Below are 18,129 nucleotides of genomic sequence, written 5' to 3' on the forward strand. Positions count from 1 at the left end.
TACATAGTAAAGAAAATACACGTTTTGGATAGACGTGCTTACTTTTCGAGTTTATATTAACATATTTCATTATTTGAGGTTTTAAGCTTTTTGTTGGTTTTAAATTAACTCGAATGTCTATTTCTTTTTCTATATGATGAGCTTGCTCATTTTGGTGCAAGTGGTCAATAATTCCTATGTTGAAATGGAAAGACAAGCGAATTATTTTGCAGCTGCTCTAATATTGCCGTGGAAGCTCTTCCTATACTCATATAAAGCTAGAGGGGTTTATTAATTGAAAGAAATTTTGGATGGTTTCTATAAATGCGATGATTGTAAGAAGTTATCATATATGTTTAATAAGTTACAATTCAATACCAATGCCAGCAAAAGCAAATGTACCAAAGGAAATAAAAACACTCAGTTGCCATTAAGTTGGATCGCCAAACTCTAATGGAGAAAAGATTTGAATGTATCAAAGCAAGATTAACCTAGATTTAGAAATTTTGCATCAACTCCTTCAAGGAAATTCAAAAAATTTACGGTTAAAATAAACCAGATTTTACAAGCTCAAGCATCTGAAAGGATCGGATTTGAAATTGGCTAGTATTTTTAGACCCATTCATTTTTACACAATTATACGGACTCAACTCTATTAAATAGATGTATGACTGGAAATGATATATATTGTAAAATTTATGATAAAATAGCACTATATACATGTTCTTATGGTGAGGTGTGTATATGTCACAAAATTTTCGCTTTTTAGAAGAAAAATGGGAAGTTCTCGCCCGTGTTGGGGAAACGGCAGAACGAAATGTCTATCAAAATCCAAATGTGGCGATAAGTGAGCTTAGAAAATTTGCTGAAACTATAACAAAATATATTTTAGCGTTAGAAGAAATAAAGGAAGAACGCAGAACTGATCAACAGGAGCGTCTGAGAATTCTTTTTTATGAGCAAATTCTGCCGAAGGAAATATATGACTTATTTACGGTCATTCGTTTGAAAGGGAATCAAGCGGTACATAATCCGAGCTATGGTGAAGTAAATGAAGCAAAAGCTTTATTGCATATGGCGTTTCGAATTGCGGTTTGGTTTATGGAAGTGTATGGCGATTGGTCATTTCAAGCTCCAGAATATATCGAACCGACACCGCAAACATCTATATCAGAAGATGAATTGAACCATGTAGTTAAGTCATACGAAGAAAAGCTTGCTCATTTGGAAACAGAGCTTGAGAAGATCCGAAAGGAACAGCTATATATTAGCAATGAAGAGAAACAAAAACGACGTGAGTACTCACAACGGGCAGTCGCCAACTTTGAATTGACGGAAGCAGAAACCCGTATTCTTATTGATCAGCAATTACGTGATGCTGGCTGGGAGGCTGATTCAGAAAAGCTGCGTTTCTCAAAAGGAGTTCGTCCGGAAAAAGGAAAAAACATGGCGATTGCGGAGTGGCCTTTAAAACATGGTTACGCTGATTATGCTTTATTTATTGGCCCCGAGCTAGTAGGGATCATTGAAGCGAAACGTGCTAGTAAAGATATCCCATCTGACATTGAGCAAGCAAAAGAATATGCAAAACTTATTGTTCGGCATGGTCATGAAGTGATCCATGAACCATGGGGAGATCACTATGTTCCATTTTTGTTCGCAACCAATGGCCGCCCCTTTTTAAAACAGCTAGAACAAAAGTCAGGCATTTGGTTTTTAGATGCGCGGAAATCAACGAATCACCCGCGCCCACTTCAAGGATGGTACACTCCTCAAGGACTGAAAAATCTATTAGAAAAAGATACGGAACGTTCGGAGCAATTTTTGCGTGATGAAAAATTTGATTATCTTAAATTACGAGACTATCAAGTCAAAGCTATTCAAGCGGTCGAAAAAGCATTGGAAGAGAAAAAACGCAGCATTTTAATCGCCATGGCAACCGGAACAGGGAAAACAAGAATGGCGATTGGTCTCATTTATCGATTGATCAAAGCAAAGCGTTTTAATCGTATATTATTCCTTGTCGACCGAAAAGCTCTTGGAGAACAAGCGGAAAGCGCTTTTAAAGAAAGTAAGCTGGAAAATTTCCATACGTTCACTGAAATTTATAGCTTACAATCGTTATACGATCAAAAACCAGATGATGAAACAAAAGTACATATCGCTACCGTACAAGGAATGTTAAAACGCATTTTCTACAACGAGAAAACAGAAGACATTCCATCGATTGATCAATATGATTGCATTATTGTCGATGAAGCCCATCGAGGCTATACACTAGATAAAGAGATGAATGACATAGAAATTGAAATAAGAGATCACAATGATTATGTAAGCAAATATCGAAAAGTACTTGATTACTTTGATGCCGTTCGCATCGGTTTAACAGCAACTCCTGCGCTGCATACTACAGAAATTTTTGGACCGCCGGTTTTCACTTATTCTTATCGAGAAGCAGTCGTCGATGGATATTTAGTCGACCATGAACCACCGTATCAATTTGAAACGGTATTAAAAAAGGAAGGAATCACTTGGGCCAAAGGTGAAAAGGTCGACGTATATGATACGGTTTCCGGCACAATTTCACAAGAATACCTTGAAGATGAAGTGAATATTGAGGTTGCACATTTTAATACAAAAGTTATCACAGAAAGCTTTAATCGTGTTATTATACGAGAGTTGACGAATTATATTTCTCCTGACGATGAAGGCAAAACATTGATATTTGCAGCGACAGATGATCACGCAGACTTAGTCGTACGTCTTTTAAAAGAAGAATTTGAAAAAGTATACGGTGAAGTCGAAGACAATGCGATTATGAAAATTACAGGCTCTATTAAAGATCCATCAGGTGCGATTCGACGCTTTAAAAATGAAAAATATCCAACTATTGTTGTGACGGTGGATTTGCTAACGACAGGTGTCGATGTTCCAGCAATTACAAATCTCGTCTTCTTGCGCCGCGTTCGCTCTCGGATTCTTTATGAGCAAATGCTAGGCCGAGCAACGAGAAGATGTGAAGAAATCCGAAAAGATCACTTTAATATTTTCGATGCGGTTGGAATCTATGAGTCTTTAAAACCATATACAAGCATGAAGCCTGTTGTCACTCGACCAAATATTTCACTGACTCAATTAGTAGAAGAATTAGAAGGTTTAGAAAAAGAAGAACACCTTCAGCATCAACAAGAACAAATTATAGCCAAAATCCAACGAAAAAAACGCCAATGGTCAGATAAGCAGCACCAAGACTTTAAAGTATTATCTGGTGGAAAAACAGTTGATGAATTTATAGATTGGGTAAAAAACTTGAATCCTGCTGAATTAACTGGACAGTTAAAAGAGTATAAATCGATGTTCCGTTATATGGATGAAAATCGCTATCGGGAAAATAAACAATATATTTCCACGCATGAAGATGAACTTATTGGAGTTAAACGCGGATATGGAAATGCGGAAAAACCGGATGATTATTTACAATCATTTGGAGAGTTTATCCGAAACAATATGAACAAAATCCCTGCGCTAATGATTGTATGTCAACGTCCAACTGAATTAACGAGAGAAGAGTTAAAAAAATTGTTGCTTGAATTGGACCAGAAAGGTTTTTCCGAGAAAAAATTACAAGCAGCTTGGCGAGAGGCGAAAAATGAAGACATCGCAGCGGACATCATCGCCTTCATCCGCCAGCAGGCTTTAGGCGATCCGCTTATTAGTCATGAAGAACGAATTAAACACGCCATGAAGAAAATTTACCAAATGAAAGCATGGCCGCCTGTTCAAAAAAAATGGCTGGAACGTATTGAAAAGCAATTACTGCAAGAATCTGTTCTTCATCCGGACCCTGAAAAGGCTTTTGAATATGAACCTTTTAAGAGCCGTGGAGGCTATAAACAATTAAATCAAATTTTCGATGGACAATTAGCACAAATTGTTCGCGAAATTAATTATAATTTGTACAACTATCACCAAAAGAAGGAGCAAGCGTAGATGAACAACAGAGAAATCGTCCAAAAACTATGGAATTTATGTAACGTTCTTCGTGATGACGGGATTACGTATCACCAATACGTCACAGAGCTAACGTATTTGCTGTTCTTAAAAATGATGAAAGAAACCGGTCAAGAATATATGATTCCTGAAAAATATCGTTGGGATTCGTTAGTAGAAAAAGACGGGATCGAACTTAAAGAGCATTATCAACAGTTGTTGCTTGATTTAGGAAAAGAGGAAAATGAATTATTAAAACAAATTTATACAGATGCGACATCGAATATAAGAGAACCAAAGAATTTGGAAAAAATTATTCAATCGACCAATAACTTAGATTGGTACAATGCGAAGCAAGAAGGGTTAGGGGATTTATACGAAGGGCTGTTAGAAAAAAACGCGAGCGAAGTGAAATCGGGAGCGGGGCAATATTTTACGCCTCGCGTCCTTATTGATGTTATTGTCGAACTTGTGAATCCACAGCCGGGAGAACGTTGTCACGACCCTGCTGCTGGAACCTTCGGCTTTATGATTGCAGCAGACCGTCATGTTCGTGAGCAAACAGATGATTATTTTGATTTGTCACAAGAAGAAATAGAGTTTCAAAAGTATAAAGCTTTCTCAGGAGTGGAACTTGTCAGAGATACGCATCGCTTAGCAACGATGAATGCGTTACTTCATGATATTCATGGCGAAATCTTGTTAGGTGACACCTTATCATCACTAGGAGAAAGTTTGAAAAATTTTGATGTGATTTTAACGAATCCGCCTTTTGGAACAAAAAAAGGCGGCGAGCGGGCAACACGAACTGACTTCACCTTTACAACATCGAACAAACAGTTGAATTTCTTGCAGCATATTTACCGCGCTCTCAAGGCAAACGGCAAAGCTCGTGCAGCGGTTGTCCTTCCAGATAACGTCTTGTTTGAAGGCGGGGTAGGAGCCGACATTCGCCGCGATTTAATGGACAAATGCAACTTGCACACGATTTTACGCTTGCCAACTGGCATTTTCTATGCCCAAGGAGTGAAAACGAACGTTTTATTCTTCACCCGCGGGACATCAGATGTCGGCAACACAAAAGAAGTATGGGTGTACGATTTACGAACAAACATGCCTTCCTTCGGCAAACGGAATCCGCTAACGAAAGAACATTTTGAAGGATTTATCAAGGCTTACACGGCAGAAGATCGCAGCCAAGTCAAAGACGAGCGCTGGAATGTGTTCACACGTGAAGAAATTGCGAAAAAAGGCGACAGCTTGGATATTGGTCTAATTGCTGATGAATCCTTGTCCGTCTACGAAAACCTGCCAGACCCAATCGAATCTGCAGAAGAAGCGGTGGAAAAATTAGAACTAGCGATTTCGTTACTAAACGAAGTCATTGCCGAGTTAAAAGCTGTCGAACAACCGAACACCTACCAAACAGATTCTAAAGAAATGCTAAAAGTCGCAGAAACATCTGAGGTGCTTGAAAAATGAGCAAAAAGAAACAAAAATCGATGGAAGAACTACTAGAAGAAGCATTAGTGCCGGAAGAAGAACAGCCTTATAAAGTGCCGGAGAATTGGGTTTGGGTTCGTTCAGGTCATGTGGCAAAATGGGGCTCGGGAGGTACGCCTTCAAGAAAGAGATTAGAATATTATGGTGGAGATATTCCTTGGATTAAAACTGGTGAATTGAATGATGGAATAGTTAACGCTTCTGAAGAGACTATTACAGAAGAGGGACTCCAAAACTCTAGTGCAAAGATATTTCCAAAAGGTTCTATAGTAATTGCAATGTATGGAGCAACAATTGGGAAGCTTGGCATACTTGGTATAGATGCAGCTACAAATCAAGCTTGTGCAGTTGGCCAACCATATGACTTTTTAAATTCAAAATATATGCTTTATTATTTTTTAGCAAGAAGAAGCGATTTAATAGTACTTGGCAAAGGTGGAGCTCAACCGAATATATCTCAAACGATAATCAAAGACTTTCCTTTCGCTTTGCCACCTTTAAACGAACAAAAACGCATTGCTGAGAAGATTGAGCGGCTTTTTGCTAAGCTTGATGAAGCAAAGCGGTTGATTGAAGAAGTAAAAGAATCTTTTGAGCTTCAATGGGCAGCGATTTTAGATAAGGCGTTTAAGGGACAATTAGGTACAAACGATCCTAACGAGAAGAGTATGCTAGAAACATCAAATGACATAAAAGAAAAAGATCTTATTCCAAAAGAAGAGCAACCTTATGAAGTACCAGAAAATTGGGTGTGGGTTCGCTCAAGTCATGTGGCAAAATGGGGCTCAGGAGGTACACCTTCCAGAAAAAAAGTAGAATACTATGGTGGAGATATTCCTTGGATTAAAACTGGTGAATTGAATGATGGAATAGTTAACACTTCTGAAGAGACTATTACAGAAGAGGGACTCCAAAACTCTAGTGCAAAGATATTTCCGAAAGGTTCTATAGTTATTGCAATGTATGGAGCAACAATTGGGAAGCTTGGCATACTTGGTATAGATGCCGCTACAAATCAAGCTTGTGCAGTTGGTCAGCCACATGACTTTTTAAATTCAAAATATATGTTTTATTATTTTTTAGCAAGAAGAAGCGATTTAATAGCACTTGGCAAAGGTGGAGCACAGCCGAATATATCACAAACAATAATTAAAGACTTTCCTTTCGCTTTGCCACCGTTAAACGAACAAAAACGCATCGCTGAGAAGGTAGACAATTTATTAAGTAAATTAGAGACTGAGAAAGACATGGTTTTAGAAGTTGAAGAAAAGTTTGATTTATTAAAGCAATCTATTCTTAACAAAGCCTTTCGCGGCGAGCTTGGTACAAACGATCCGACCGATGAACATGCGATTGAGTTGTTAAAGAAAGTGTTAAAATCTAAATAAAACATTTATGTAAGAGCTCATTCAGTGAGTGAACTTTTACCGCTTTCAATGTTGAAGCGATTAACTTCTTATGTGATTAACAAAGTAAACTGTCAACAATCAAAGATTGGAGTTTAAATAAGGTGTATTTGTGTAATGGATTTGTTTTACAATATTATCCATTATAATAACAATAGCATTTGGTTAAGGCATCTCAAAGGATAGTGAAAACTTGAGGTGCCTTTTTGTTTTACAAATTATTATCATGATGATTGAGCGGATTGTTCGGTATTAAATTTAAATTATATGAATTTAACTTAGATGTGACCATGGAATACTAATATCACGCGTGATTTTATTTACAAAAACGAAATTTCAATTAAGGGATTTAAAGAATTAATGGAACGATTTTTAGAACTAAAAGAAAATGAATGAAAAACAAAAATTTAAAGATAAAATAATAAAATTTTTAAAACAAATATCTCGAATTTATATTAAATTTAAAGAAAGCGTTTACAAAATATTTTATTAGGAGGGACTGCCGGTGTTAACAAAAGCTGCTGTTACTTATGGAAAAGGAGAGCCTTTCAAAATTGACACGATCACGATTGATGAGCCGAAAGATGGCGAAGTTTTAGTCCGTATTAAAGCTGTGGGGATTTGTCATACGGATTTAATCGTCCGCGATCAATACTATCCTGTTCCACTCCCGGCCGTATTAGGACATGAAGGGGCTGGAGTTGTTGAGAAAGTCGGAAATGGTGTAACAAGTGTCCAACCTGGTGACCATGTTGTTTTATCGTTTAGCTCATGTGGAGAATGTGCGCAATGTTTATCAGGCAATCCTTATGCTTGTCAAAAGTTTTTTGAATTAAACTTTTCAGGAAAAATGAAAGACGGAACATGCCGCTTGCATAAAGACCATCAAGATATCGCCAACTTTTTTGGACAATCCAGCTTTTCGCAATATGCGGTTGCTTCAGAAAGAAATGTTGTAAAAGTTCCCAAAGATGTACCGCTTGAAATTTTAGGACCATTAGGATGCGGTATTCAAACGGGAAGTGGAGCGGTTTTAAATAAATTGAAACCAGAAGAAGGTTCAAGCATTGTTATTTTCGGTTGTGGCTCTGTTGGTTTGAGTGCACTTATGGCTGCAAAAGTGGCGAATTGTACAACCATTATTGCGGTTGATCTTCAAGATAATCGGTTACAGTTGGCGAAAGAATTAGGTGCCACTCATACGATCAATCCTAAAAACGTTTCTAATGTGGTGGAAGAAATTAAAGCCATTACAGGTGGAGAAGGCGTTAACTATTCTGTCGAAACAACGAGCATTCCTGCTGTGCTGCGTCAAGCGGTAGATTGTTTGGCCACATTAGGAAAAGCAGCAGTCATCGGAGCTCCTCCAGTTGGAACAGAGGTAAGCTTAGATGTGAATACGATTTTATTTGAACGTTCGCTTACGGGAGTATTATTAGGTTCAGGCGTTCCGCAGCTTTTTATTCCAAAACTTATCGACCTATATAAGAAAGGGAAGTTTCCTTTTGATAAATTGATTAAATTTTATACGTTGGAAGAAATTAATCAAGCTAGTGAAGATTCTGAAAAAGGAATAACGATTAAACCGGTATTAAAAGTTTCATAATGCTGAACTTTTTTGTTTGTAATATTCGAAATATTTAAAAAGGAGGAATAGTTTATGTCTGAAGTAAAAGCAGTTGAAAAATTTTCTGTGTGGAAGAAAATGCCTATTGGTGGTGTGTGGAAATATGGCTCCAGCAATAGAGAATGTGTTGTGACAAACCCATACAATAACGAAGTACTTGTCACTTTTAACTATGCAAGCAAGGCGGATATCAATGAAGCGTACGAAACAGCACAAAAAGCGCAAAAGAGTTGGGGACAAACTTCCGCGTATGAACGTATTCGTGTTTTAGAAAAAGTTGCGCAGCTCATCGAGGAAAAAAGAGAAGAGATTGTGGAAATTCTTGTGAAAGAATCTGGAAGTACAAAATTAAAAGCAAATGTTGAGGTCGATTGTGCCATTGCCGATGTAAAAGAAGCGGCAAAATATCCGTTACAAATGGAAGGTTCGATTCGTGAATCTCTCATTCCTGGAAAAGAAAACCGCGTTTATCGTGAGCCAGTTGGAGTCGTAGGAGCGATCACGCCTTGGAACTGGCCATTCTATTTAACCATCCGTGTCGTCGCTCCGGCTATTGCAACAGGAAATGGTGTTGTGCTGAAGCCGGATTTTCAAACACCGATTTCCGGTGGACTCATTGTCGCGAAAATTTTTGAAGAAGCCGGGCTTCCGCAAGGTGTGTTAAATGTAACAGTGGCTGATCTTGAAGAAATCGGTGATTACTTTGTCGAGCATCCAATTCCTGAAGTGATTTCCTTCACAGGATCAACAAAAGCAGGGCAGCATGTTGGGGCTTTAGCTGTGAAAAATCTGAAAAAACCTGCGCTTGAATTAGGCGGAAATAACGCCTTTATCGTACTTGACGATGCCGATGTCGACCAAGCGGTATCTGCAGCGGCATTTGGCAAATATATGCATTCAGGTCAAATATGTATTGCCATTAACCGGATTATCATTGATCGAAAACTTTATGAACCATTTGTTGAAAAATTCAAAGAAGCCACTAAGGCCATAAAAGTTGGGGATCCGTCCGAAGATGGCACAGTTATTGGCCCTATTATTAATAAAAAACAAGTGGATCGAGCAATTCAGTTAGTAGAACAAACACTTAAAGAAGGTGCAACATTAATTCACGAAGGAAAAGTGGAAGGAAACTTAATTTATCCATATATTTTAGGCGATGTGACAAATGACATGGCAGCTGCGCAAAATGAAGTGTTTGCCCCAATAGCGGTCATCATTCCTGTTGATAGTGAAGAAGAAGCTATTGAAGTGGCAAATGGAACACCGTTTGGATTAAGTGGGGCTGTATTCTCTGGCTCATTGGAACGAGGCATTCATGTAGCAAGAAAAATTAAAACAGGTATGATTCACGTAAACGATCAATCGATCAATGTAGAACCGAATGTTCCGTTTGGCGGAGAAAAATATTCGGGTTTAGGACGTTACTGCGGCGAATGGGCTATTGATGAATTTACAACTGTTAAATGGGTTTCAGTTCAAAAACAACCTCGTCAATATCCATTTTCATAATGCTTCTTCATCATGACATATTCTAACAATTTATACCCTTTTGTATTATGTGCGAAATATTGCACATGCTGCAAAAGGGTTTTCTTTTGGCAAGCTTAATTTAGAAGTTATTTCATTCATGATCACAGCGTAAATAGTTCAAAAAAGACATCACACCCGCCTTCAGTTACGATGATCGCGAACATCAAGTTTAATTCTGGGAAACTATTTTGTCCCATCTTCGCTTTTCCGCAGGCTTCGTAAGATCCATGAACGGCTTTTACGAGTTCGTTTCCACCTTCGATTTTCAGTCTCAGTCAGAGGTGTCTTGAGGAGGTTCCTGGATTTGTTTCAATATCAGCTAGCTTATTGCCCATCACAACGTTTCGAAAAGCTTTTTGATGTTAGACTAAAAAGTAGACACAGATTATTATAGTAATAATAGACTGAAAAATGAGGTGTCTACATGACAAAAAAACAAAGGCGGTACGAGGAAGACTTTAAGCGTCAAACTGTTCGTTATATTTTGGAGGAAGCGAAATCCGTTGCACAAGTGGCTCGTGAGCTCAAAATTAACGAAAATACTCTTCACGGCTGGATGAAAAAATATAAGCAAGAACCTGAAATAACAGAAACCCAAACGTTTCGATCCGAAGACCACGAAGTTCGTGAACTGAAGAAACGTATTCGGGATCTGGAGGAGGAAAACTCCATCTTAAAAAAGGCGATGCACTTCTTCGCGAAAGATCATCGGTAAAATATTCATTTATCCATGAGCATCGCTTCGATTACCGATTGGAGAAGATGTGCGAAGTATTGAAAGTTTCTCGAAGCGGTTATTATAAATGGCGTGATCGTCCCAAAAGTGCTAGACAAGAGCGTCGAGAAGAATTGACGCAGGAAGTGCGTCGTGTGTATATCGAATCTCGCCAACTGTATGGGAGTCCAAAGGTTGCCAAAAAGCTTAATCATGAAGGCATTAAGATTTCACAGAAGACGGTTTCCCGCATAATGAACAAAGAGGGAATGAAGTCTCGTACCGTGAAAAAGCATAAGGCTACCACTAACTCAAAACATAACCATCCGGTCCACGAAAATGTCTTAAACCAACATTTTACTGTTACGAAACCAAATGAAGTATGGGTAGCTGATATCACATACATTCCAACGGATGAAGGTTGGCTTTATCTAGCTAGTATGATGGATTTGTATTCAAGGAAAATAGTCGGCTGGCATATAGACTGTTCCATGAAAAAGGAGCTAGTGTTAAGTGCTTTAAAGCAAGCCTATCAGCGTCAACAACCACAGGGTTCTATCCTCCATCATTCTGATCGAGGGAGTCAATATGCTTCAAATGACTATCAAGCTAAGCTAATGGAATACGGAATGAAATGTAGCATGAGCCGCAAAGGAAATTGTTATGACAACGCTTGTATTGAATCATTTCATGGGATAATAAAAAAAGAACTAATCTATCAGACTCGTTATAAAACAAGGGAAGAAGCAAAAAGAGCATATTTGAGTATATAGAAATATTTTACAATAATAAACGTATTCACTCCGCAACAGAGTATTTTTCACCATCTGAATACGAACGTATGTACGACAAAAAGGGAGCTTAATGAGCATATTAATAGAATAGTTAGACCCGAAAATTTACCTTTAAAAATAATTAGGACAACGTCGTAATTATTTTTAAAAGGCCACCAAGCGATAGCGCGGTAGCTGCGAAAAAAAATCTATAAATTTTTGTGTCTACTTTATTGACCTAATATCAAATTGATGAGACGCTTCTGGGCAGACAAGCTGGAGCAAATTAAAAATTATTTGGAGGGGCGCAATGAATAGATACAGTCATATCGATTTAAGAGTAAATTCATGGGAGAAAGTGCGCACGTTTTATGAGAATCTTCTTCCTGCATTGGGTTTTACCCGCACTTTCCATTCGGAAAAATGGAAAGTGTTTGCAGCGGAGGGAGAGCTTCCGAGCGTTCCTTATTTCGCTATCACGGAAGATTCCAATCATAAGCCAAACGAGAATTTGATCGGGTTTTGGGCGCATGACCGGGAGGAGGTGGACCGGATTGCAGAGCTTGTAGTTCGATATGGGGGCACCATCGACAGCGGCCCCTGGCAGTTCCCGATCAGCCCGACTTATTATGCGGTTTATTTTCAGGATCCTTGCGGAAACAAGTATGAAATGGTCCACCGATTAAATTGATTCAGCACCCGTTGTTGCCCAGCCGAAACCTTTTCTTGCTGCTAGCTTCTTTTAGCGGATATCGGTTACGGTTTCCGATTTGTGCGGGCAATTTCCCGCTTGACGGCCGGTGCCACTTTAGTACCCAGCAGTTCGATGGCACGCAACACTTTTTTGTGCGGCAGCGTGCCGACGGTCAATTGCAGAAGGAAGCGATCGTGGCCGAAAATTTCATGCTGGAACAAGATTTTTTCGATCACTTGCTCAGGGCTGCCGACAAAATTGGCGCCCCGTAAGGAAAGAGAGAACTCGAACTGCTCCCGGGTCAATGGCGGCCAACCGCGTTCCCGTCCCAGCCGATCCATCATCGTTTTAAACGCTGGAAATGCAATGTCAGCTGCTTCCTGCGACGAATCGGCGATAAAACCATGTGAATTGATACTGAGGTGTGGCGTTTCGTGCCCCGCCTTTTGCGCTGCCTCCCGGTGTAATTGAGCAAAGGGCGCGAACCGTTCGGGCAGACCACCGATGATGCCCAGTGCCATCGGAAGACCGAGCATGCCTGCACGGACGGCCGACTCCGGGGTTCCTCCAACGGCTATCCAAACCGGAAGCGGATTTTGCAGGGGCCGCGGATAGATCCCTAGATTGTCCAGCGACGGACGATGCTTTCCCGCCCATGTGACCCGTTCGGATTCCCGCAGTTTGAGCAGCAGATCAAGCTTTTCTTCAAAAAGCTCGTCATAATCTTTCAGGTCGTAGCCAAAAAGGGGAAAGGATTCGATAAACGAACCGCGGCCGACCATGATTTCAGCGCGGCCTTGAGTGAGCAGGTCCAAGGTGGCAAATTGTTGAAACACCCTCACCGGATCGTCAGAGCTTAAGACGTTTACTGCACTGGTCAACCGAATGCGTTTGGTGCGGGTCCCGGCAGCGGCAAGCACTACCGCTGGAGCCGATACGGTGTAGTCGGGACGATGATGTTCACCAATGCCGAACACATCCAGTCCGACTTGATCGGCCAGTTCAATTTCCTCCATCAAGTTTTGCAGCCGTTCCCCCGGGCTGATCAATTGACCGGTTTCCGGATCAACCGTCCGTTCTCCAAATGTGTAAATGCCGATTTCCATCCGTTGGCCCCTCCTTTGATTACTGTTCGTTCATACCGATGTTAGATTTATCTTACCTTATTTATTCGAAGCCAGGCAATAAAAAGGGCTTAAGGCAGCAATCGCCTTTCCTCAAGGGTGTTTTGCTATGGATGGGAAGTTCGTTTCGGGCGATTTTATCGTAAAAAAAATTTAGCTGACAGGGAAGACGAGATGCCCCAAGATTTTTCCCTAATTCGCTTATGGAGAGGGAATGCTGGTGTGTTTTGTCGCTGTCCCAACGTTTTTGATTCATTAGCGGAGCGGGAAAACCGCACGGTGCTTTTCATATCCGTTGTTCGCTTCCAGACTGGGAATAACGCCTGTCTATTATCCAAAAGCATTTTTCTCCCGGAAACGGGCATTTTGCGGAACCCAAAAATCATGACGTATCTTCATAGAGGCTTCTTTAGAATGCTGAGAGCGGAGGGATTCTTTCTTCCATCTATTTAAAATAAATCTTGACGTTTGCCGGATATCCAACATATGCCCATACCAAAGCCGTGGCGAATGCATAAAAAATATTGAGATGTAAATTGTTACAACGGGAGGTATGGAAAATGTACCCGGAACGTCAATTTTTCGGAAGGAGACCCTTTTTCTTCGGAGGGCGGAACCCCTTTTTCTTCGGTGCGCCGTTTTTTGGCGGCTTGCTCGGCGGCTTTTTAGGTAGTGCACTGGTAGGACCGCGGCCATATCCGTTTTATCCGCCGTATTACGGAGGATTTTATGGCGGTTATCCGTACTATTGGTAAACGAAAATTTTTTCGACGAGCTGTCTTAAACGGTCATTTTAGAATGACTTTAAGGCGGCTTTTTTTATCCGCAGATTGCAAGATGTAATTCGGGATCAAAGGCAGATGTCGATTCATCATATAACATCGCTTTTGGTTCCATAGCAAGCTCTTGTGCAATTGCCACGCGCTGTTGTTGTCCTCCGGAAAGTTGACTTGGGTAATAGTTCATTTTTTTCAGCTAAAATCAACTTTTTTAAAATAATTCTCCGCAGTTTTACGAGCGGCTTCCTAGGAATTGTTGAGGGCTTTATCTGTACCAGCCATTTCGTCACCATTGGAAATAAGTTAAAGCATCGAAGAGCCCTTCTTATTTCTTTTCAAAGAGCAGCTACATGCTTTTCATTAAAAAAATGTCCAACTATTTTAACTATTCCTGATGTAGAAAGACATCTTATTCTATTGGGATATGCCCTGTATAGATTAAAATTCATAACTGTACCAAGCTTAAGGTTAAGGCAAAAATTTATGTTCCATTTTTCTCTGCCTTTCTTTTCTTAAACAGAGTATATTTTTCTATTTTAAGTGGTACAAAAATAAGTCCATAATCAGAGGTCATTCCCCGTCTGTATGTAAATCATCAATATTCTGGAAAAGCTTTACCCGATAAGCCACAAAAATAAAGCGGACGGAAGAAAAAGAACAAGTTTTCTTCGTCCGCTTTTTGTATTGTTTTTTATTAAAAGTGGTTGGCTTTGTGTCATAGCTTCTGTCATGTAGAGAATAAATTGAAAAATTTACTGCCTTCCATAGGTCTTTTGTCTTCACCAATAAAGAAATCAAGAAGCTGACTATTACACGTTGGCTTGTTACTAATCAATTGATCCTAAATTTCTTGTGATTAACAGGTCGATTGTCATGTATTCAATTAAAACTTTTTACCTATCGATTTTAAAAATAGTTCATTTTAACTATACCATTTTCACTATAAAATTTGTTATACAATTAAGTAAGAGATATTATTTGATAAATTCCTACAAATTTCTACAAAAATATAATTTTGTTTCGGCAAACTACTCGAAAGGGTAGGACGCAAAGCTAAAGGGGCTAAATCTATTTTGATAGACATGCCAGCCAGCTGCCCTTCCTATAAAGAATGGTTTTGATTCTTTTTAAGAAGGTTATTAGCGGATGTATTGTCTATTCAACTGCCCTCTTTAGAATTTTTAAGGGCAGTTTTTTTATTTTGACATAGGAAAGGAGGCTTGGTGATGGAGTAAAATAAAAATACATATTTGGCAAAGTTCATTCTAATGGCCCATTGCAAAAACATCTCAGTCGTTCTAAACCCTCTGTGTCAAAAGGGAGTATGAATTTCCCAGGGAATATTCCTGAAATTGATTTACTTCAACGTCTTCCCGGAATTTCATCTACTGATCAAACAAATTAGTGGTAGTAATAGTTAAGGAAGTAGATGTAGGAAATATTTCATGCATTAAAAGAAGTAATCGACATCAACGAAGAGCAACTCCAACCCTACACCTACTATTCCCCAAAACTATAAAAAAATTTTTTGTTAAATCACAAAATTATCCAATTGATTCAGTTTTGTTTGAAATTGGTAAAAATTACTAAAATAAAACGGTGTAAGGAGGACAATAATGAAAAGTCTGCGATTAAAGATTATTAGTGGATTTGTCGTTGTTATTTTATTATTTACTACCGCAGCAATTTTTGGTTTAAATCAACTTGGACATTTAACTGCAGATGGAACAGGAACAGGAAATACATTTGTGCTAACTGTTATTATTATTTCTGTTCTTGTCAGCTTGACGATTGCGATTGTTCTTTCGAATCGGATTGTAAAACCAATTTTCCAAGTAGTAGATCGTATGAAAATGGTGGCAGAAGGAGATTTGTCTGCAAAGCTGCTTGAAACAAAATCAAAAGATGAGATTGGTCAATTAGTTCAATCAATGAATGAAATGATTTTAAACTTGAGAAATGTTGTTGGGGAAGTAAGAAACACTGCAGAACAAGTAGCTGCATCTTCTGAAGAATTAACAGCAAGTGCCGATCAGACAACAGTTGCAACGGAACAAGTTGCTTCTGTCATTCAACAAGTAGCAAGCGGAGCTGAAACACAGACGAATGGAATAGAACGAAATGCTGCTTCTTTAGAAGAAATTGCACAAGGGGTTATCCGTGTTGCAGATAGTTCTAATCAGGTTGCAGAGCTTGCAAAACAAACTACTGAGCAAGCTGAAGATGGTGAAGGTTCCGTTGTACGTACAGTTGACCAAATGAATTCAATCTATAAATTGGTTAAAGAGACTGATAGCATGGTTAAGTCTTTATATGAACGTTCAAAAGAAATTAGTAAAATTCTTGATGTAATTAGTGGAATTGCCGATCAAACGAATCTTCTCTCTTTAAATGCGGCAATTGAAGCAGCAAGAGCGGGAGAGCATGGAAATGGTTTTGCGGTCGTAGCCGATGAAGTGCGGAAACTAGCTGAACAATCTCAGGCATCAGCAAAGCAAATAGCAGATTTAATCTTAAAAATCCAAAGCGATACAGAAAACTCTGTTAAAGCTATGACAGAAGTAACACATAACGTCGAAAATGGTCTTGAGATCACGAAGGAAACATCTGAAAAATTTGCTCAAATCGTCCAAAATATGAAGGATATTGCACCGCAAATTGAGGATATTTCTTCAATTGCTCAACAAGTCTCAGCGGAAGTAGAAGAAATAACATCTACAGCGGATGAACTTACAACAATAGCAAAAGAAAACGCAGCAACATCCGAACAAGTAGCAGCGTCTACAGAGGAACAATTAGCTTCGATGGAGGAAATAACTTCTTCAGCAAAAATGCTTGCAACAATGGCAGAAGGAATGCAAGAATTAGTTCATAAATTCAAACTATAAAATGGGGAATACAGCCCCATTTTATAGAACATAAGCATTCCGGATGCTGCCGTCTGTTGTTATACCGTAGTTTATAGAATATAAACCTTCGAGATGATTCAAATAAATCTGAGAATGAATATAAAACAAATATTTAGGCAATGAAAGAATCGTTGCCTCAGCTGATTTTATGGACTTCAGAATTTTGAACTTCAGCTTTTGAATGCTCATTTATGATGTTGTGAAATCTTTTCCGTATCGCCCAGCACCTTGCCTCCAAAAATTCCATTCGTGCCGTTCTGCATGAGTGATTCGTTTATTTCGACCTTTCTAACTTTCCCGCCGCATCTTTTTGAAAAAAATCCATGTTTTCACTAGAATATTTGACCAGTAAATTATTTCATTATGAATACTATATTGACAAAAGCAAGAAAGGTGGTGAAACGAATGAGTGTATGGTATCCAGACAAAGAAGAGAATAGACGCTCCGATTCAGAAAAACGTGCGAACGCAAAGGCAAAAGCTGATGTAGATTTTAAAAGTGACGTTGATGTGGATACGGACAACGAATTAGAGAATAAATTAAAAAATATTGATCGTAACACAAATATTGCAAAAGTAAATAATAGCGGCAACTCAAAAGTGGAAATTGATATTCATGTTGATTCCGATTCAGATGCAAAAGTTCGGTCGAAAGCAGAATCTGATCAAGATCAAAACCAAGAGCAAAGAGATTAATTGAGCATAATTAAATGTGGGTGAGATGTCTTTTTTGTCCCACCTATAATATAGGGTGAGAATGTTATGGAACATTTAGATAAAGGAGAGTTCTCTTGGTTACGGAATGCTTCTACTCAAAGCCCTCAATCAAATAAATCTTCCATTGATTCGAGCGGTAATTCAGATGTAAATGTTGATGTAAATATTCAAGTTGATACGATACCCATTGCATTTGCCGTTCTTTACTATTTATTGGCTACTAAGCAATTATCGCACGAAGAGTTTGAGTTTGCTTTACGTAAATTATTGGAGACAACAAACAAGTATAAAAAGCTGAACCGTGACGGTTCTTCAAGAGTCAATTTGTTACATCCTAATGTATGGGGAAGGTAAAATAATAAAGGAGATTTTACTTTCCT

General features: G+C 38.9%; 12 protein-coding genes, 2 pseudogenes and 1 riboswitch. Of the genes and pseudogenes, 12 read left to right on the plus strand and 2 right to left on the minus strand.

The features are described 5' to 3' along the window. The first annotated feature begins 184 nt into the window (after nt 1–184). The 8 genes and pseudogenes from NSQ84_RS05825 to NSQ84_RS05860 all read left to right on the plus strand — a co-directional run bounded on the left by NSQ84_RS05825 (nt 185) and on the right by NSQ84_RS05860 (nt 12,217). On the plus strand, nt 185–274 hold the full coding sequence (locus NSQ84_RS05825; RefSeq protein WP_242513806.1) for an ImmA/IrrE family metallo-endopeptidase: 90 nt from the start codon (nt 185–187) through the stop codon (nt 272–274). A gap of 449 nt (nt 275–723) precedes the next feature. Then, nucleotides 724–3,969 (plus strand): type I restriction-modification system endonuclease, encoded by a 3,246-nt coding sequence (hsdR, locus tag NSQ84_RS05830; RefSeq protein WP_339212363.1) that lies wholly within the window; start codon nt 724–726, stop codon nt 3,967–3,969. Further along, nucleotides 3,970–5,451, plus strand: coding sequence for an N-6 DNA methylase (locus NSQ84_RS05835; protein ID WP_339212366.1), 1,482 nt, complete (start codon nt 3,970–3,972; stop codon nt 5,449–5,451). After that, nucleotides 5,448–6,860 carry a restriction endonuclease subunit S gene (locus tag NSQ84_RS05840; protein ID WP_339212369.1) on the plus strand — a complete coding sequence of 471 codons (1,413 nt, stop codon included), beginning with the start codon at nt 5,448–5,450 and terminating at the stop codon, nt 6,858–6,860. Before NSQ84_RS05835 ends, NSQ84_RS05840 begins: the two co-directional genes overlap by 4 nt. Nucleotides 6,861–7,383: 523 nt before the next feature. Further along, the gene (locus tag NSQ84_RS05845) at nt 7,384–8,484 is read left to right on the plus strand and encodes an NAD(P)-dependent alcohol dehydrogenase (RefSeq protein WP_311067074.1); all 1,101 of its coding nucleotides are present in this window, start codon (nt 7,384–7,386) and stop codon (nt 8,482–8,484) included. Nucleotides 8,485–8,538: 54 nt separating this feature from the next. Beyond that, nucleotides 8,539–10,017, plus strand: coding sequence for an aldehyde dehydrogenase family protein (locus NSQ84_RS05850; protein ID WP_327863112.1), 1,479 nt, complete (start codon nt 8,539–8,541; stop codon nt 10,015–10,017). Nucleotides 10,018–10,462: 445 nt separating this feature from the next. Then, nucleotides 10,463–11,618 (plus strand): annotated as a pseudogene (locus NSQ84_RS05855) (IS3 family transposase). 218 nt (nt 11,619–11,836) lie between these two features. Further along, nucleotides 11,837–12,217: a VOC family protein gene (locus NSQ84_RS05860; protein ID WP_063386412.1), complete on the plus strand. Its 381-nt coding sequence runs from the start codon at nt 11,837–11,839 to the stop codon at nt 12,215–12,217. A gap of 65 nt (nt 12,218–12,282) precedes the next feature. On the opposite strand, the gene NSQ84_RS05865 is transcribed toward NSQ84_RS05860, so the two are convergent. Beyond that, nucleotides 12,283–13,326: an LLM class flavin-dependent oxidoreductase gene (locus tag NSQ84_RS05865; RefSeq protein WP_063386411.1), complete on the minus strand. Its 1,044-nt coding sequence runs from the start codon at nt 13,324–13,326 to the stop codon at nt 12,283–12,285. A 578-nt stretch (nt 13,327–13,904) separates the two neighbouring features. On the opposite strand from NSQ84_RS05865, the gene NSQ84_RS05870 reads away from it, so the two are divergent. Then, the gene (locus NSQ84_RS05870; RefSeq protein ID WP_063386410.1) at nt 13,905–14,099 is read left to right on the plus strand and encodes a hypothetical protein; all 195 of its coding nucleotides are present in this window, start codon (nt 13,905–13,907) and stop codon (nt 14,097–14,099) included. An 85-nt stretch (nt 14,100–14,184) separates the two neighbouring features. Here the strand turns inward: NSQ84_RS05870 and NSQ84_RS05875 are convergent. Beyond that, nucleotides 14,185–14,316, minus strand: a pseudogene (locus tag NSQ84_RS05875) (ATP-binding cassette domain-containing protein); the annotation flags it as partial. Between the two features lie 819 nt (nt 14,317–15,135). Continuing rightward, nucleotides 15,136–15,224, plus strand: a riboswitch (cyclic di-GMP riboswitch). A gap of 515 nt (nt 15,225–15,739) precedes the next feature. Between NSQ84_RS05875 and NSQ84_RS05880 the strand changes: the two are divergent. From NSQ84_RS05880 to NSQ84_RS05890, 3 genes are all read left to right on the plus strand, one after another. Then, nucleotides 15,740–17,011, plus strand: a complete 1,272-nt coding sequence (locus tag NSQ84_RS05880) for a HAMP domain-containing methyl-accepting chemotaxis protein (RefSeq protein WP_063386409.1) — start codon at nt 15,740–15,742, stop codon at nt 17,009–17,011. Nucleotides 17,012–17,437: 426 nt separating this feature from the next. After that, nucleotides 17,438–17,728, plus strand: coding sequence for a hypothetical protein (locus NSQ84_RS05885; RefSeq protein ID WP_063386407.1), 291 nt, complete (start codon nt 17,438–17,440; stop codon nt 17,726–17,728). 66 nt (nt 17,729–17,794) lie between these two features. Beyond that, a complete protein-coding gene (locus NSQ84_RS05890; protein ID WP_063386406.1) occupies nt 17,795–18,103 on the plus strand; it encodes a hypothetical protein in 309 nt (102 codons plus the stop codon). Nucleotides 18,104–18,129: the final 26 nt, after the last annotated feature.

It is taken from the genome of Aeribacillus sp. FSL K6-3256, from assembly GCF_037965805.1.
In the GTDB taxonomy this organism is placed as follows: Bacteria; Bacillota; Bacilli; order Bacillales; family Aeribacillaceae; genus Aeribacillus; species Aeribacillus composti.

Bases quoted from the DNA above. Each gene is read 5' to 3' on its own strand.
- NSQ84_RS05885 (WP_063386407.1), top strand. From the start codon at position 17,438: ATGAGTGTATGGTATCCAGACAAAGAAGAGAATAGACGCTCCGATTCA.
- NSQ84_RS05890 (WP_063386406.1), top strand. From the start codon at position 17,795: ATGGAACATTTAGATAAAGGAGAGTTCTCTTGGTTACGGAATGCTTCT.
- NSQ84_RS05870 (WP_063386410.1), top strand. From the start codon at position 13,905: ATGTACCCGGAACGTCAATTTTTCGGAAGGAGACCCTTTTTCTTCGGA.
- hsdR (WP_339212363.1), top strand. From the start codon at position 724: ATGTCACAAAATTTTCGCTTTTTAGAAGAAAAATGGGAAGTTCTCGCC.
- NSQ84_RS05835 (WP_339212366.1), top strand. From the start codon at position 3,970: ATGAACAACAGAGAAATCGTCCAAAAACTATGGAATTTATGTAACGTT.
- NSQ84_RS05860 (WP_063386412.1), top strand. From the start codon at position 11,837: ATGAATAGATACAGTCATATCGATTTAAGAGTAAATTCATGGGAGAAA.
- NSQ84_RS05865 (WP_063386411.1), bottom strand. From the start codon at position 13,326: ATGGAAATCGGCATTTACACATTTGGAGAACGGACGGTTGATCCGGAA.
- NSQ84_RS05880 (WP_063386409.1), top strand. From the start codon at position 15,740: ATGAAAAGTCTGCGATTAAAGATTATTAGTGGATTTGTCGTTGTTATT.
- NSQ84_RS05840 (WP_339212369.1), top strand. From the start codon at position 5,448: ATGAGCAAAAAGAAACAAAAATCGATGGAAGAACTACTAGAAGAAGCA.
- NSQ84_RS05850 (WP_327863112.1), top strand. From the start codon at position 8,539: ATGTCTGAAGTAAAAGCAGTTGAAAAATTTTCTGTGTGGAAGAAAATG.
- NSQ84_RS05825 (WP_242513806.1), top strand. From the start codon at position 185: ATGGAAAGACAAGCGAATTATTTTGCAGCTGCTCTAATATTGCCGTGG.